General features: G+C 50.4%; 13 protein-coding genes. 2 read left to right on the top strand and 11 right to left on the bottom strand.

Annotation, left to right across the window (positions count from 1 at the left end; all coding sequences use genetic code 11):
- Nucleotides 1-59 precede the first annotated feature (59 nt).
- Entirely contained in the window at nt 60-521 is a 462-nt protein-coding gene (locus tag GX117_00405) for a DUF502 domain-containing protein (protein NLO31806.1), read from the top strand.
- Nucleotides 518-1,219 (top strand): DUF502 domain-containing protein, encoded by a 702-nt coding sequence (locus tag GX117_00400; protein ID NLO31805.1) that lies wholly within the window; start codon nt 518-520, stop codon nt 1,217-1,219. The genes GX117_00405 and GX117_00400 overlap by 4 nt, the downstream gene beginning before the upstream one ends.
- A 39-nt stretch (nt 1,220-1,258) precedes the next feature.
- On the opposite strand, the gene GX117_00395 is transcribed toward GX117_00400, so the two are convergent.
- The 11 genes from GX117_00395 to GX117_00345 form a co-directional block, all read right to left on the bottom strand.
- Complete coding sequence (locus tag GX117_00395) at nt 1,259-3,103, bottom strand: redoxin domain-containing protein (GenBank protein NLO31804.1); 1,845 nt, start codon at nt 3,101-3,103, stop codon at nt 1,259-1,261.
- A gap of 1 nt (nt 3,104) precedes the next feature.
- Entirely contained in the window at nt 3,105-5,114 is a 2,010-nt protein-coding gene (locus tag GX117_00390) for a carboxypeptidase regulatory-like domain-containing protein (GenBank protein NLO31803.1), read from the bottom strand.
- An 89-nt stretch (nt 5,115-5,203) separates the two neighbouring features.
- On the bottom strand, nt 5,204-5,821 hold the full coding sequence (locus GX117_00385; GenBank protein ID NLO31802.1) for a dephospho-CoA kinase: 618 nt from the start codon (nt 5,819-5,821) through the stop codon (nt 5,204-5,206).
- A complete protein-coding gene (locus GX117_00380) occupies nt 5,818-8,226 on the bottom strand; it encodes a hypothetical protein (GenBank protein NLO31801.1) in 2,409 nt (802 codons plus the stop codon). The genes GX117_00385 and GX117_00380 overlap by 4 nt, the downstream gene beginning before the upstream one ends.
- Before the next feature lie 147 nt (nt 8,227-8,373).
- On the bottom strand, nt 8,374-10,662 hold the full coding sequence (locus GX117_00375; GenBank protein ID NLO31800.1) for a VCBS repeat-containing protein: 2,289 nt from the start codon (nt 10,660-10,662) through the stop codon (nt 8,374-8,376).
- Between the two features lie 177 nt (nt 10,663-10,839).
- Nucleotides 10,840-11,328, bottom strand: coding sequence for a thiol peroxidase (gene tpx / locus GX117_00370; protein ID NLO31799.1), 489 nt, complete (start codon nt 11,326-11,328; stop codon nt 10,840-10,842).
- 119 nt (nt 11,329-11,447) lie between these two features.
- Complete coding sequence (locus GX117_00365; GenBank protein NLO31798.1) at nt 11,448-12,626, bottom strand: Gfo/Idh/MocA family oxidoreductase; 1,179 nt, start codon at nt 12,624-12,626, stop codon at nt 11,448-11,450.
- 53 nt (nt 12,627-12,679) lie between these two features.
- Nucleotides 12,680-13,387 (bottom strand): LPS export ABC transporter ATP-binding protein, encoded by a 708-nt coding sequence (lptB, locus tag GX117_00360; protein NLO31797.1) that lies wholly within the window; start codon nt 13,385-13,387, stop codon nt 12,680-12,682.
- Between the two features lie 51 nt (nt 13,388-13,438).
- A complete protein-coding gene (locus GX117_00355; GenBank protein NLO31796.1) occupies nt 13,439-14,320 on the bottom strand; it encodes a hypothetical protein in 882 nt (293 codons plus the stop codon).
- Nucleotides 14,317-14,910 (bottom strand): LPS export ABC transporter periplasmic protein LptC, encoded by a 594-nt coding sequence (lptC, locus tag GX117_00350; protein NLO31795.1) that lies wholly within the window; start codon nt 14,908-14,910, stop codon nt 14,317-14,319. Before lptC ends, GX117_00355 begins: the two co-directional genes overlap by 4 nt.
- The gene (locus tag GX117_00345; protein ID NLO31794.1) at nt 14,907-15,683 is read right to left on the bottom strand and encodes a type III pantothenate kinase; all 777 of its coding nucleotides are present in this window, start codon (nt 15,681-15,683) and stop codon (nt 14,907-14,909) included. Before GX117_00345 ends, lptC begins: the two co-directional genes overlap by 4 nt.
- Nucleotides 15,684-15,693: the final 10 nt, after the last annotated feature.

The raw sequence follows: 15,693 nt of genomic DNA, 5'->3' as shown, positions 1-15,693 counted from the left end.
GTTTTGCGGTACCCGCCATATCTGTTTTATTCTTAGTAATTCTCACCTACAGTATTGGCATGGCTGCTCGTTTTTTCGTCGGCAAGAAGCTGATTGACTTGCTGGAACGCCTTGTCACCTATATCCCCATGGTTAAAACCGTATACAGCGCTTCTAAACAGATGGTTCAAATCTTATCTACCCAAGATGAGAATGAACAAGTGAAATCCATCGTCCTTCTCGATTTTCCCAAATATGGCAGCAAGACTTTTGGCTTCATTACGGGCAAAATGAATCTGATCGACAAGGAAACGGGACAAAGCCACCCCCACTATCGTTTGTTTGTGCCGACCACGCCGAACCCTACGAGCGGTTACATGGAATTTATTCCGGTGGAGGAGGTTGAAAAGAGCAATATCTCTACCGAAGATGCGATGAAGTCTATTATTTCCGCCGGTTTGGTTATGCCGGACACGATGGGGCCTCGGCCCGAATCGATCTCGGAACTTGTTCACGATGACGCCGGGGAGGAGAACTCATGAAACAATCGAATCCCTCCTCTTTCGGTCCATCGCGGATATTACTGCATTTTCGCAAACAATTGACTTCAGGTCTTTTGGTAGTCGTCCCCGCAGGTATTACCGTATTTGTTTTGCGACTGCTCTATAAATTCACGGCCGGACAATTAGCCCCTTTAGTCCGGAAATACTCCGGCTCCATCCCCGATTTTACCTCTCCGCTCATTTCCGTTGTGATACTTTTGGTCGTTGTTTATCTAATCGGCATGATAACGGCTGTTGTTATGGGGAAAAAACTTTTTTCCCTGATGGATTCCATTATCGAAAGTATCCCCTTTGTAAAATCAGTATATGTAGCATGCAAACAAATCGTGCAGGCACTGCATTTTAGGGACAAACTTTCTTATCCCAAAACGCCTGTTATGATTGAATATCCACGGCCGGGCTTGAAAGCGATAGGCTTTGCTGTCGGCACTATCACTTTCCATGACGGCCGTTTCTTTTATCGTGTTTTCATTCCCACGGCGCCCAATATCACGGTAGGGATATTTTTGCTGATGCCGCCGGAAGATGTTTATCATTGCGGACTGTCTATTGATGAGGCGATTCAGATCATTGTAACAGGCGGTATCCTGGGCACTGATGAACTCACCTACCAGTCCACAGCCAGCGAGCCGTTGACCGTGCAGCTTGACGAAAATGATGATGAAGACGATGATTGAACGCGCCCTGCACTATCCCGCCACGCTTCCTTTTCACGGCTAGTGCCGCCGTAGTGCTTTGATCAGCTCCAAGATACGCCCTTCCGTTTCCGCATAGCGGAGTACGCCCTCTTTATCAATCAATACGGTTTGTGGAATGGCATTGACATGATAATTCCCAAAGGTAACAAAGGGATCGGCATCGCGGCCCACGGGGAAAGTGATATCGAAGCGGGATAGGTATTCGGCAATCTCATCGGATTCACTGCTGGCATCATGGACGCTGATGATCGCCACATCCTTGTGCTTGGCGTAGAGGTGGTGAAGCAAACGCAGTTCTGCGAGTCGGTGCATAGAAAAGCGGCTTGTATCAAAGCCTCCCCACAAGGTCAATACTACGACCTTGCCCTTCAGCTGTTCCTGTGTCAGGGGCTGGGTGTTAAACCATTCCACACAGTCTATAGGAGGGGCTTCTTTTCCCAAAAGTGATTCAAGATTGTTTCTGCCCGCCTGATGGGGCAGCCGGTCCAATTGGGGTTTAAACTCCTTTAAGGAGACCTTGACGGCGCTAGGTGATTCAAGATTGACCGTGAAGTCGCTGCGCAGAAAACGGAGCGGATGCTCGACCCGAAACTGAATCTCTTTTTGGTCAGGCTGATAGAAGAAAGGCAATGCAAAGCTCCCGTCAGCTTCGGTCAGTGCGAGATAAGGCACAGGCAGATCTAAAGACGTGATGTAGAGCTGTTCGGGCTTCTCTCCTTTCTGCAGCTGCACCTGACCTTGAATTACCGGCAGTTGGGTAAGCCGAATTGCTTCTAAAGTTACTTCATGTACCTCACCCATGGCGACAGGAATTTCATCCAAGATCTTAGTCATATAGCCCGGAGGCGGAATAACGCGCAATATACCGTCCGGACTTCCCGAACGCAATAAAAACTTTCCTTGGCTGTCGGAAAAGGTATCTTCAAATATGGTATCTTCAATGCGAAATACGATCCGGGCGCCTCGGCAAGGCTGCCCATTGGGCAGCACAACACTGCCGCGAATAATAAAGGGCGGCGTCAATTCAAGGTCGGCAACGGTCGCCTTTTCCAGATCATACATGTTGACCATTTTCGGCGTAGGCGAGGCATAATCAGGATGATGCACGGCAATGAGATATTGATCCTCAGGCGCGCGCAGATGATAAAAGCCTTCGGCATCGGTCAAGGCCTCTGCAAATTTATGCTGACCCGATACACCACGCTGAAACACGGATACACGGGCATTGCTCACCCCTTTCTGATTGACCGTAATCCTCCCGCGCAGCAAGGAACCGGGATAGAGGATAATATCGCGCCGCCGCTTTTCCACGGGCAGATAGGATATTTCTGAAGGCGCATATTCATGATGGAGGATGGTCATCCGAACAAATCCGCCTTCGGGGATACAGGGGATATCCAAAATCCCTTCATCATTGGTTCTCAATAAAGGAAAACCTGCGTTGGCTAAATCCTCCACAGACAGGGTGAATCGGTCGTTCACGGCCATAGAGCTCACACGGGCTCCCGCCAAGGTCATAAAATCTTTGTTAATGACCCGTATATGAATGGCGTCCGGTGCTGACAATACCAAATTAATTTCTAAATCATCAACAGGCACGCCTGTAAAGCCGTCTACCGCGTAGTCGCTATGATACGCCACCAGCTCCATGGGCTTCACACCAATATCGTCGAAGTGATAACTGCCATTTTTAGGGGTTCGCATCTCTTTGACCCGACGATCTTGGATGAGCAAAACGAGGGCATCTTCAATAGGCGCGCCATCTACACCGAGGACTTTGCCGCTGATCGTTGCAGCCTCAGCCGAAAATGAAAACCATAAATAAGTGCTGCAGAGTACGGTAAGGAACAATTTTAATTTCATATTAGTGGGATTCCATAGCAATGCGGCGCAGTGCACTGATAGGCGGCAAACCAACACAATCAAGGGCACCATGGCCGTGGCGGTCGAAAAGCCGCGTCATAGATCGCGTTCCGGTACCTTGATAAACCGGGACGCGTCCTTGATCACATTCAAAAGAACCGTTCACCACCAAGACGGTTTCCAGCCCTAAGGTCTGCAATTGTGAACGTACCGATGCGGCGGCTTCAAGGTAGAGGGGCGCATCTGCAGGCGTACAATACAATACTACCGTGCCTGTTCCGTTGGTGTGCGCATCCGTCGGACCACATAGAAGAGGCAAAGTTGCCAAGGCAAGGTCATCCGGAGGCACTGACACAAAATTCTCGAGACGCGCCGTCCCTAAATCAACTTGTTCATGAGGAGCCGGGTTAACATCGCGCAGCGTCTTCGTTTGCTCGGACGAGGTATAAAGTACACAACGCTGGGGTACGCCGGCGGGCACAGCAGGCCAAAAATACTTACCTTCCTTATCGCTAATACAGCGCCACAGAGGGACCGCGTCTGTAGAGACGTCGTCGGCGTATAAACCTGCTACAGCGACGCCCGCCAAAGCTTCGCCTTGTTCATTCACCACACGGCCCGATACAGAGGCTTGCGGTAAAAGCACCACTTTCCCGCTGTTCCCTTGTCCGCCATCCAACGAAAAAAGCGCCATACATTCTTTTGTGGGGTGTTCAGCCAAACCCAAGATCCTGTTGTTGGGGGGCAGCGATGAAAAACGTACGGCTAATTTTCCGGCGGCATCACTGCGCTGCCAACCGAATTGGCGGGGCCAGAGCAGAGAAATAAAGGCTTCGGCAACGGGTGTTTCTCCGTCGTCGTCAAGTACTTGCAAGGAAAAATCCGACAGCGGCGCCAACCACAGCCCGGGCAGTTCCAACACCTCTTTTGCGGGAACGGCTACCTGCATCGCTTTGGTATCAGGCGGCCGGAAGCCGTCTACCGCTTCGAAATGGAGCGTACAAATGCCTTCAGGAGCGCTCATTCTAAAGGTTCCGTCTTTGGCGGTGCGCACTGCTCCCGCGGCTTGACCGGCTACTTCCAAAAAAATACGAGCGCCGACGACTGGTCCCCCTGATTTTGCATCGTGAATCGAACCGAGGATGGTTCCCGTGTCCGATACCGATAGGGACAGCTGTTCTTCGGGTATCTCGCCGCGCAACTCAACACGCTGCATTCCCGGGCTGATCCGACCGGCGCCATGGGCTTGCACCATATAGACGCCCGGCTTCAACATCATGCTATAGCGGCCGGTACTATCAGAACCGGAAAAAGCTGTATCGTAGGGAGCTTGTGCACTGCGCGCCGTCACGATAGCGCCGGCAACAGATTGATTTCCTCCGCGAACAACTACGCGTCCACTCAAGGTCACACCATGGTGCATGGTCACCGTAATATCCTGTGTACCGGCACGAAGCGCGGCGGTCGCTTCTTGGGCATAAGATCCATGGGTAAATTTTAAGACAACCTCCGCACGATCGGGAACAAGATCAACAACGAAACGTCCGTCGCTGTTGCTAGTTGGCGCTGCGATCCCGAGGGCCGCCAATTTAAAAAAGGGTATACCCACCTTTACGGGGCTCACAATTGCCATGCCCGTCAGGGCGGCATTGGGGACAGGGGCGTTCTTTTCATTAATGATGCGCCCCGATAGTGTGGATGCCGGATAGAGGGTAATGGTCACCGCCTCTGTATCGGAAGCTTCGCGGACGGGGATATGAACGCCGTTGAATCCATAGCCGGGAGCAAAGGCGAAAACCCCCACATTCCCGTAATATTCGCCTCCAATATGAAAGGATCCGTCGGCGCTGACCTGTCCTTCAATCAAGGCGTTTTCCATACCGGGCTCTACAAAAATGCGTGCATCTTGCGGCACAGTTCCTGCCTGTGTCGTGATACGCCCGCTAATTTCGGCGTGCAGCGGGCCCGCTGCTGCCAAGAGCAACGCTATCAAATAGGACAATCGAATCATGGGATATCTCTCTTCCTTCACTGTTTATTGAGATTTTGCCGCTTACAATCCTACAGAATAGAATGCATCGGCTCAGAGGCGAATTGTATTTAGTCTGTAGGCGGGGCAGCATTTCCAAGGGCTCGGAGGGCAAGCGCCATACGCGCCGTTTGTTCTTTCAAATGCTCGAAATCTCCATCATTGTACACAATCCAATCGGCTCTTGGAATTTTAGTGTCGGGATCCACTTGCGCCTTGATCCGGCTTCGCGATTCCTCTTCGCTCATGTTTCGTTTGGTGACCAGACGCGCCACCCGATTCTCTTCGGTAGAGAGCACCAAAATCAATCCGGAAAGCCAGGGATCACTGCCCTCCTCTTCGCGGAGCAATGCGGCTTCTACCACCACGGTTGTGTTTCCTTGTTCGTATTGTTGCGCGCACCATCGGGCAATTTCTTCCTTGATGAGCGGATGCAGCAAGGCGTTCAATTGATTTCTCAGACTCGTGTCGGCAAAGACCCGCATCCCTAATTTTTCACGGGATATGGTTCCCTCTTCAAGAACTTCATTGCCAAAAAGCGCCACAATCGCGTCTTGGATCGACGGACTATCCAACAGTTCATGACCTACCCGGTCTGCATCAATGATCGGAAATCCTTCTTCTTCCAAGTAGCGTGCCACGGAAGATTTACCGCTGCCGATGCCACCTGTCAACCCAATGATAATCATGATTGCGTACGGGTTTGGTTTTGGCTGGTGTCGGTAATACGAAGGGCAAAATCGTTCAATACTTTGAGGGGCTTCTTAAAGGTTATGGACAAGTGGGTGCTGTCGTCGTTGGCCGTTACGGTCGATTCAACCGACTCGCTATGACCATCGTTATTGCATTCCACCACAATACTATCCATAACCATGGGCAGCAGAATATTGACCGACTGGATCGACACAGGAATTTCGATGGAAAAGGTAAAGGTTACGCCGGGTCGGCCTGACGCATTTTTTTGAACCACGAGATCCCCCATGGACAGGGGTGTAAATAAGGGTAGTCGCAGCGCTTCATCATTGATCATAATAGGACGCAGATAGAGCGATTGGTGCAGCGCGTCGTAATAGAATCCATTAATCATTTGCAGGACAGCCCACATGGACAAGGACTCCGTAAACGCAGTTTCCCTTTTGCTCTCTTGCTCTTGAACATGGAGATAATAGGCTTCGACCAAGTGGCTGAGGCTGTCCTTGATATTTTCCGCTTCTGAATCCGACGACCTCTTATAAAATTGACCGACGATGGTATCAACGACGTTCCCCAAAAAATCTTGCGTACTGCGCCCCGCAGCTGTAGCCTGATTTTTGGAAGACTGCCAATGATATTTCAAGGTCTTTTTGAAGGCGATTTTCGGTTCTATACCCAACAAACTGAGACTGCAAGGACCCTCCAATAGGATACTGTCAATTTCTGACGCGGAGGCGGGGCTCGCTTCCGTCCCGTTGCTGCCGGAAGCCTCGGGCGGCACCAATTTTTTATAAATTTCATCTCCATAACTGAGACTGAACACAGTCGCCATTTGTTGGTACTTGTCCGCTTTTTGACTCTCGCCGACTTCGTGGAGCATGAGGGAAAACACGGAGAGCGCGCCCGCCCACAAGCCCATGCCACGAAGATCAAAGGCGCTGCGCAGTGCCCCCATGGACGGGCTTCCATCCTTAAAATCATGCAGCACTGTATCAACGATATTTTCCATGGGCTTCAGCCATTCCGCCAAACGTGCACGATGTCCGAGGAAAAGGGCGTCTGCATAGGCGGAAAGAAATAAGCTCGCCGTACAGGACAGCGACTCCGGTGTGTTGGGATATTCGTTGGATGTTAATAAATGATTGATGCGGGCGAAACATTCGGTTATCGCCTTGGTGTGATAATGGGGCGAGAAAATGAGAAAGGCCATACCGGTGAGAAAATTCCACGAACAAGCGCGTTTAGCACAGTTCGCCACACCTGCCCACAACATCAAATGACCGTCACCATTATAACTGCTTTGCGTCGTAAAGGAACGGCTTGCATGCAGCAAGGCACTCACAAATTCAGGCGGCAAATTCGACGTTAACAATTTTTGTTGCCATTTATCAACGGCTGTGGCGTAATAATCAATATGCTGCAAGGCATATTGAGCGACTCCTTGCGAACTGGAGCTGACGTTTGAGGCTTCATCTCGGCCGCTTTTTATTTTGTCTAGTTGATTCTCCGGCAAATACCATACGAATACTTTGTTAAATTGGTGGGCGGATCCCGCAGGTAAATCCGTCGTCGCCACTAGGGCGGCCCCTTTCATAGGTTGTGGGATGCGAGGAGCGGGGACGGTTCCCGACTTCGTAAAGTAACGCCAAAACCGTTCTGATTTTTCTATATCTTCGGGATCATAAGCGCCCAGGGAAATCTTGGTTGAAGGATGCTTCTTCAGCATAAGGCAGGCATTGAACGGCGACACATGGGAATCGTCTTTGCGTCGTTCACCAAAAACAAGCCCGTTAAACTCGTAGCTTTTGACCATCTCCGGCGGCAGTTCGGTAATGGTGCCCCGGAAGCCATTGGCTTTAAATTGATCCACCATAGCTTGCTGCAAACTGCTTTGAACAGCATAGACATTTCCTTTACCGGATGTTCGGGAGTTACTGTCTAGCAAGAGCAGATTATCAACCAAAAACAACACGCTAACACGGACGGGGAAAGGATTTTTATTTACAACGCGCAGCTGCATCAGCTCCAGGGGCATGGCAGCGGCAACAGGATCATAGGGAACAAAAGGTGAGAAATAACGCCACGAAATAGAGACAGGCGTTTGCGGATAAGAACACTTGAAATTAGCCCAAGGATAAGCATAGTCCCGTTGGTATTCATCTTCATTTAATAAGGGTGGCAGCGCGTTGGGATAGAAGCGCGTGTAGCCGTTCAATTTCCCACACAGCAGACGCAGATAAGGCTGCGCGCCCTGCTTTTGGACGCGGATGCAGGAGAAGGTGTTATTGAGGGGAAGGCTTTTCATGCCCTCATAGGGCAAGTGGGAAAAAAAACGCCCCCATTGATCTAGGAGCAGGTAGCCTGTACCAATACCTCCCAGTGGAATTGTATGGTTTATCATAATTTTACTTTTCCTTCTGTAAAAGTATCTAACACCTTGCTATGGCAGTAGCAAATGATGCCCATAAGTCACAATAAAACATCATGTAATTACGGGACGCTTTTACGATGGCGATAAGTATATTCTTTTATCATAGCAAAAAATGATTTAAATTGCGCCGCCCAAAACGACCGACAGATCTTCCGAGCCTGCATTAATCGTTATAAGGTCAGGGAATTGGTCGCCATTTAAATCAGCCACCAGCAGATTCACTGCGCCGGGCGTGATAATAAAATTATTCGGTCCTTCAAAGGCAAGGTCGCCTCGGCTCAGAGAAACCACAACGCTGCCGCCGTTCAAAGAATAAATGAGATCTTTTTTTCCGTCTCGATTTAGATCGTGAAGGGCTACCATGGTGGGTTTTTCTCCAACGATCATCTTGGTGCCGGGCGCGAAATTCGTGTCGCTGACACCTTTCAACAAATAGAGACTATCCTTGCCCGTATGAACGGTGACCACGTCAGGACGGCCATTTCCGGATATATCCCCTACCCTCAACGCCCTCGGTCCCGGTCCTGTGGCAAATCGCAGTTGTGTTTCCGGGTCGAAGGAACCATCGCCAATACCGAACCAACGGGCTACGCGGGGTTCAGCGGCATCAGTAGGCACTTCCGGATCGTTGCTGGATACGAGCAGGAGATCCAGTATACCGTCATTGTTGACATCCACAACCTCTACTGCCAAGGGGAAATTATCCACTTCGGTAATTACGCGGTTGGGAAAATGTCCGGAACCATTATTGAGAAGAACGGAAACCGAATCCCGTTTGGTGTTTCCGGCGACAATGTCAAGGTTACCGTCCTTGTCCATATCGCCCAAGGCAATAGACATGACCTGAGGCGGCAAGCCTTGATTGCTGTTCAACAAATTATAGGCTTTAGGCGCTGAGAAAGCGCCGTCATCTGAGGCGAGGTACACCCAAACAACATATTGTTGGTTCAAATAAATGACAAGATCGTCTTTCCCGTCCTTATTGAGATCCCCAACAGCCATGACAACCGGTGATTGGGTGAGCAGCAATGGTCTGGCAGGCGTAAAGCTGCCGTCGCCTTCACCCAACAAAATAGAGATATTGTTCGTACCGCGATTGGCAACAGCGACATCTTTAATCCCATCTGCATTAAAATCACCTAAAACGGCGGGGCCCGGTCGTGTGCCGAGATTAAAGCGCTGATCGGATTCAAAGCTGCCGTCCCCGCGGCTATAGATTACAGACACGGTATTCCGCGCCAAATCAGAGGTCACGATATCCAAGGATTGATTCGCGTTCATATCGGCGGCGACCAAACCAATGGCGCGCCATCCTGCGCCGTAGACCTGCACTTGTTCAAATCCGCCGAGTCCATTTCCGGCGGCGAAGCAGAACATACCGGCAGGTTGGCGTGCTGCGCCGGCGCCATTAAAACGCAAGGCAACCACATCAGGGTAATTATCGTGATTGAAATCTTCCACTACAAAACGCCCAATGGGTCCGGGAAAAGTAAAATGCATTTCTTGGCTAAATTCGCCGTCACCGAGCCCCAACAAAATGGACAGGTAATTTTGGTCCAGATTGTTGACAATCAAGTCTAGATGACCGTCCAAATTCAAATCGACAACTTTTAAAAACCGGGGCGATTTGCCGCAGGGAATGAGCTTGGTTGGAAGATATTGGGTACCATCAAACTCAAGTAACGATACAGCATTAGAACCTTGGTTGGCGACGAGTATGTCCGCGTAAGGCCCCCCTTTCAAGTTGCCTGCCCACAAGCCCAAAGGACGCTGTCCGACAGAAAAAGAATGGGCTTCTAAAAATTCGCCTTCTTCGGCACCGGTGAAAATGCTGATGGAATCATTGCCGCCATTCGCCGTAATGATATCGACATAACCATCCTGGTTTAGGTCGTAGACAAAAACGTTTCCCGGCGATGAGCCGGCGGGCAAGGTTAAGACGACGCCATCAGTAAAGGTGCCATCACCATTTCCGTAAAGCAAGGTCAGCTGATCGATGCTCTCATTGACGATGACCAAATCAAGGGTGCCGTTGCCATCCAAATCCGCCACAGCGCCGGTGCGCGGGCTGGGACCGACGTCATAGCTGACAGGCGCTGCAAAAGAACTGCCTTGCGCCAGCAGCACAGTCGCGCTTTCATCGCCAATATTTAAGGTAACCAGATCATTCAAGCCGTCTTTGTTGAAGTCACCGCTGAGAATCTCATAGGGCGATTCTCCAACACCATAGGTGAGGCGGCCCTTGAACATGCGTTTCATAGGATTGCTTAATTCGGTGAAGCTGTTGTCTTCAAAGAGATCACACCCGAGCGCCACAAAAAGCATGAGGAACCCCGACAGCAGCAGTGATGTCCGACAAAGCACGCGGCCGAGTGTTAGTCTTTTTGGTAACGATAGCGAAAACATATCTGTACTTTCCTTTCATCCGGGACCTATTAAATCGTATTGTTCTATAGGAAAGTGTAACAGAAGCACGAGTAACCCAAAAATTTTTATACCACGGCAACGGCTTGTCCTGTGAGACAAAAGCTAAGGACACGCCGTGCACTAGCACATAGGGGACAGACACACCAAAGAGGGCGGTCACGCGCCCAATGCTTTTAAGGCAGCTTCATAATCGGGTTCCGTAGTGATTTCCGGAACGAGTTGCGTATAGACGACTTTGTTATTGTCGACAATGACGACGGCCCGAGCGAGGAGTCCCGCTATGGGGCTGTCAACAAGGGATACGCCGTAGGCTCGTCCAAATTCAGGGTGTCGGAATACGGAAAGCATTTTCAGGTTTTCGATACCTTCAGCGCCGCAAAACCGAGCTTGTGCGAAGGGCAGATCAGCAGAAATACAAAGTACTTGAACTTGATCAGCGGCTTTGGCATTGAATTGGCGCACAGAAGCGGCGCAAACAGGCGTATCAATACTTGGGAAGATATTCAGAAGAACCTTCCCCGTAGCGGGCAATGCAAATTCTGCTAAATCATTACCGGTCAATGTGAATTCAGGGGCGTTGGAGCCAACTGCAGGTAAATCACCACAGGTGTTTGCGGGGTTATCGTGAAATGTGACCTTTGCCATTGTTGTTTCCTCCATTCGTGGTTAAAGCGTTCATTTCCATTTGATTTGACGTGAATACTGGGACAACACTTTTAAAGGGTCGCCTATTCCATGGACAGCGCAGTCTTGATTATCGCTAGTTAAATTAAGGGATGAGAACGTTGCTTTAGGGGCATATCCACATAGCCGCCGTTAAAATGTGCGTCAAAAACAGCTTGAATCATTTCGGTGGCTTGCCGCCCGTCCTCAATGGAAACCTGCGGCTGGCGGTCTTCCGCTATGGCCGCCATCAAATCGTCGATAATGGGCGCATAATCACTGACGATTTCGGGGCGACGGAGCGGCACAGTCGGCGCGTCGGGGAGCGGCGTCCATTCTGCTGCGCCGCCGCCGGAAACCCATGACGGCGAAAGGGTGTAATACACCGTGGGGCGCGGATCAATGCGAATGGTAGCCATCCCTTTACTACCATAAATGTCCATGCCGTAGCGACCGGGATTTTTTTCGTTGACTTTAGTGGACGCAAAGTATCCGGGAATCTCCCCTTTAAATCCATAAACGGCATGAAGACTATCGCCGACGATAGGACCGAGAAGCTCCTTTTGCGGAAGTGTAATGTCTTGGCGCGTGGACAAGCGTCCATCGGTCAAAATACGCGCTGCACACCAGCTGGGCTTTCCCAAAAAATAAATCATCATGTCGAAGAGATGAATTCCCAAGACGATCAAATCTTCACCACCTGAGCGGACATCTTCTTTTCCGCGACCTCGAATCTCCAGAATATCGCCGATAAGTTTCTCTTCGAAAAGCATTTTCTTAGCGTGGGCAATGACGGGGTCGGTACGAAAATTAAAGGCTATTGCCCACTTCAGATTTTTGGCGGTCATCCCTGCGACCACCTCATCTGCCTCGGCAAGATCGGGGGTCAGCGGCTTTTCTATGAAGCCGTGGGCTCCTATGGCGGCACAAGCCAATAAATACTCACGGTGTTTATTCGTCCAGCGCGGACCAATGGTGACCAAGTCGGGAGACTCTTTTTCAAGCATCTCTCTGTAGTCACTGTACTGACGCAATGCCCCCGATTCTTTGGCGTGTTTTTCACGGCCCGCCTCATCGGGATCGGCCAAGGCGACCACTTCGACCTCATCGCGCAGTCCCCAAGCCATGTGGAGCCCGTGTCCGTATTTACCTTGAAGGGAGTCGCCGATAATGCAAGCACGATATTTCTTTGTGGTCTTACTGTCCTGTGCTCGGACTTGTTGGTGGGTCAGCACAGCGGCAGCAGCGGCGCTGTGCATTAAAAAATTGCGTCGGTTCATAATGCATCTCCTCTCTGGGATTGAAGAAATACAACTCGTTAAAATATATTTAGTTATAGGCGGAATTTTTCGGCAAGATATATTTTTCGAACGAGCGGATCCTCAGCAATATCTTGAGGCTTACCCGCTGCCAATAGAGAGCCTTCATTGATGATGTAGGCGTAGTCTGTAATAGCCAGTGTATCACGTACATTATGATCGGTTATAAGAACGCCGATTCCCCGCTTACTCAGGTCGCGGACAATCAGCTGTAAATCGGCTACAGCAATGGGATCAATACCTGCGAAAGGCTCATCCAACAGAAATATTCGCGGTTCGATAACAAGGGCGCGAGCAATTTCCGTGCGGCGCCGTTCTCCCCCGGACAAGGTATAGGCAGGACTGTCGGAGAGATGGGTGATATTGAGTTCGGTCATGACGCTGTCGATGCGCGCGATACGTTCCGCGCGTTTCAGCGATTGGTATTCCAACACGGCTTGAAGGTTTTGCCGCACCGTCAATTGTTGGAAGACAGAGGGCTCTTGGGGCAAATAGGCAATTCCGGCGCGGGCACGGCGATACAAGGGCGTCTTGGTAATGTTAATGCCGTCGAAGTGTATGGTGCCGGCATCGGGTTTCAAAAGCCCGACAATCATACTAAAGGTAGTGGTTTTACCGGCACCATTCGGACCAAGGAGCCCCACCACCTCGCCTGCCTCCAAGGCAAGAGAAATTTCTCGGACAACGACCCGTTTTTTAAATGCCTTGGTCAGGCCTTCCATATAAAGTAATGCCTGTTGGTCCGTTGACACCGTGCGCTCCTTTAAGTTGGATTAGAATGCAAAAGGATAAGCGGCTTCCAATAGAAGCCGGTTCAGCTTACTCAAATCATTTTGTTCAAGATTGTCGGCAGCCGTCAATTGGCGTGCTTCGTCAGATAATGTTTTACCTGCCCACGCATCGGCAGCATAGAATCCCTGTGCCGGCAATATGCCGTTAAAGAGTCGTAAAATATCTTCTTTGCGTTCGACCAACTGCGCCGTTTCCATCTGAAGCAGCAGTTGCTGGTTTTGCGTTGACATCTGCTTGAGGATCTGACGACCGGGAGAAGGATCGGCTGAAGCGGCTTCCGCCTTAATGGCGTTCATGAGACCGGGCCAGTCTTTAATATCATCCTTGCGCAATTCATAGGCTTTGGAGGCGGGCGCAGCGGCACCATTTGCAGCGCCATGCAAAGGCACCTGATCGGCTCGTACGCGGGTAACCTCAAAAGTATTGGTTTTCAGATTTAGAATCATCTTTTCACCGCGCAAACCCTGCAGCCGCTCGCTATTCACGACGGGATTGCCGGAAAAGACGAGTTCCCCCGAATTAAAATTCCATTCTGCACGGCCCGCGCTGATCTCGGCATCGGGGTGCTTAACCTTGACATTACTTTCCATGACCACCGTCGCCGGTGTGGCACGCCCTTTTTCCCAGGTAAATTTCATGGTACCGGCTTCGATGGGCAAGTCAGCCAAGCCGGGTTCATCGGAGAGAAGCCGTATACGTACACCGCCGGTCATCTCTTCGATGGCGCCGGTCGCGAAATTACCTTTCATCGTACCGGCTTCTATTTCCATTGAGGAATAGCCGCCCATGCCGCTGTCTGTTTGCGCCATTAGCGGCAGACTCAAAAAACATAAGGCGATTATGAAAATCTTTTTAGGAATCACGTTAGTTCCTTTCCAAAACGCACCACGCCGGACACGTCCGTAAGTTCAAAAACACGTTCATCGGGGTAGAGGCGCATACCGGCAGCGTTTAACTGTAAATCCGGATCATCAATAATAACAGATCGATCTGTTTTTGCGGTTCCTTGGGTACCTTCTTCCCGAGACCATTCAATATCATGCAGCATTATTTTTAAGCTTCCTGCCACCATCCGCACTTCTCCTTCCAAGCGCGCACTTTTGTCCTGCTCAAAAATACCTTGTGCAGCATCCAAGGTAATTTCCTGATCATCTTTAGAATAGATGACGGCATGGGCCTTTTCAAAAGAATAAATCTGTTCCTCTTGAACGGAAAAAGAGTCGGCACTGATCCACAGTTCGGGTTTGCCCGTTGCCGTATCGGCGCTGGCGGGGCGGTGCATGTACAAATTAATCCCCTTCATTTGCATGGGCTCCACAATGGGCGCCGCTCGTGAAACCAATGCGCCCGTATTATCTTCAAGAATCGGCGCAGCTCTTTCTTCCTGAACAGGCTTGCTGCAAGCGCTGACCAGCAAAAGAGATACCAGAACACCTAGGATAACTTTTCTCATGATCCTTTCCCCAAGTTCCGTTCGTAAATGGCGCGCAGCCCTTTCAGGGTCAAGAGCGGATCCACAAGATCGATACGTTTGGAAACACTGCTTATCCGACGGGCATAACCACCGGTCGCAATGACCTTCGCATCACGGCCCAGTTCATTGCAAATTCGACCCACAATGCCATCGACCATATCCGCATAGCCATAGGTCAGGCCCGCTTGAATGTTGGTTACCGTATTGCGTCCGATCACTTCTTTGGGCGCTACAATATCGACGCGAGGCAGTCGGGCACAGCGTTCAAAAAGGGAATCTGCCGATAATTGTATGCCGGGGGCAATGACGCCGCCCAGCCACTCCATACGCTCTGTAATCACGTCGAAGGTAATGGCCGTTCCAAAATCAATGACGATGAGGGGGCCGGGATATTCTTCGAGGGCGCCAACGGCATTGGCGATGCGGTCTGCGCCCACTTCCCTCGGATTTTCACATTGGAGCATAACACCCGTTTTTACGCCGGGCTCAACCATCAGCGCATCAATGCCAAAAGCGCGGTTGCACACATATTGAATGGCGCCGTTTAAGGGCGGCACCACACTGGACACGCAGCAACCGGTGATTTCCTGTTGATTCACCTGAATACTTTGCAACAGCATGGTCAACAAGATCGACAATTCATCGCCGGTACGGTAATTCGAAGTAAAGACGCGCCATTGACCCAAGAGTTCCTTTTCTTTGTATAAGCCCAAAACCGTATGGGAATTTCCGATATCAACTACAAACAACATGATTGCAGTA

This window comes from Candidatus Hydrogenedentota bacterium, assembly GCA_012523015.1.
Taxonomy (GTDB): domain Bacteria; phylum Hydrogenedentota; class Hydrogenedentia; order Hydrogenedentales; family CAITNO01; genus JAAYBJ01.
This window is presented reverse-complemented; position numbering and strand designations above follow the sequence as displayed.

Excerpts from the sequence above, each read along its gene's own strand:
- GX117_00405 (NLO31806.1), top strand. The coding sequence starts at position 60 with ATGGCTGCTCGTTTTTTCGTCGGCAAGAAGCTGATTGACTTGCTGGAA.
- GX117_00400 (NLO31805.1), top strand. The coding sequence starts at position 518 with ATGAAACAATCGAATCCCTCCTCTTTCGGTCCATCGCGGATATTACTG.
- GX117_00395 (NLO31804.1), bottom strand. The coding sequence starts at position 3,103 with ATGAAATTAAAATTGTTCCTTACCGTACTCTGCAGCACTTATTTATGG.
- GX117_00390 (NLO31803.1), bottom strand. The coding sequence starts at position 5,114 with ATGATTCGATTGTCCTATTTGATAGCGTTGCTCTTGGCAGCAGCGGGC.
- GX117_00385 (NLO31802.1), bottom strand. The coding sequence starts at position 5,821 with ATGATTATCATTGGGTTGACAGGTGGCATCGGCAGCGGTAAATCTTCC.
- GX117_00380 (NLO31801.1), bottom strand. The coding sequence starts at position 8,226 with ATGATAAACCATACAATTCCACTGGGAGGTATTGGTACAGGCTACCTG.
- GX117_00375 (NLO31800.1), bottom strand. The coding sequence starts at position 10,662 with ATGTTTTCGCTATCGTTACCAAAAAGACTAACACTCGGCCGCGTGCTT.
- tpx (NLO31799.1), bottom strand. The coding sequence starts at position 11,328 with ATGGCAAAGGTCACATTTCACGATAACCCCGCAAACACCTGTGGTGAT.
- GX117_00365 (NLO31798.1), bottom strand. The coding sequence starts at position 12,626 with ATGAACCGACGCAATTTTTTAATGCACAGCGCCGCTGCTGCCGCTGTG.
- lptB (NLO31797.1), bottom strand. The coding sequence starts at position 13,387 with ATGGAAGGCCTGACCAAGGCATTTAAAAAACGGGTCGTTGTCCGAGAA.
- lptC (NLO31795.1), bottom strand. The coding sequence starts at position 14,910 with ATGAGAAAAGTTATCCTAGGTGTTCTGGTATCTCTTTTGCTGGTCAGC.
- GX117_00345 (NLO31794.1), bottom strand. The coding sequence starts at position 15,683 with ATGTTGTTTGTAGTTGATATCGGAAATTCCCATACGGTTTTGGGCTTA.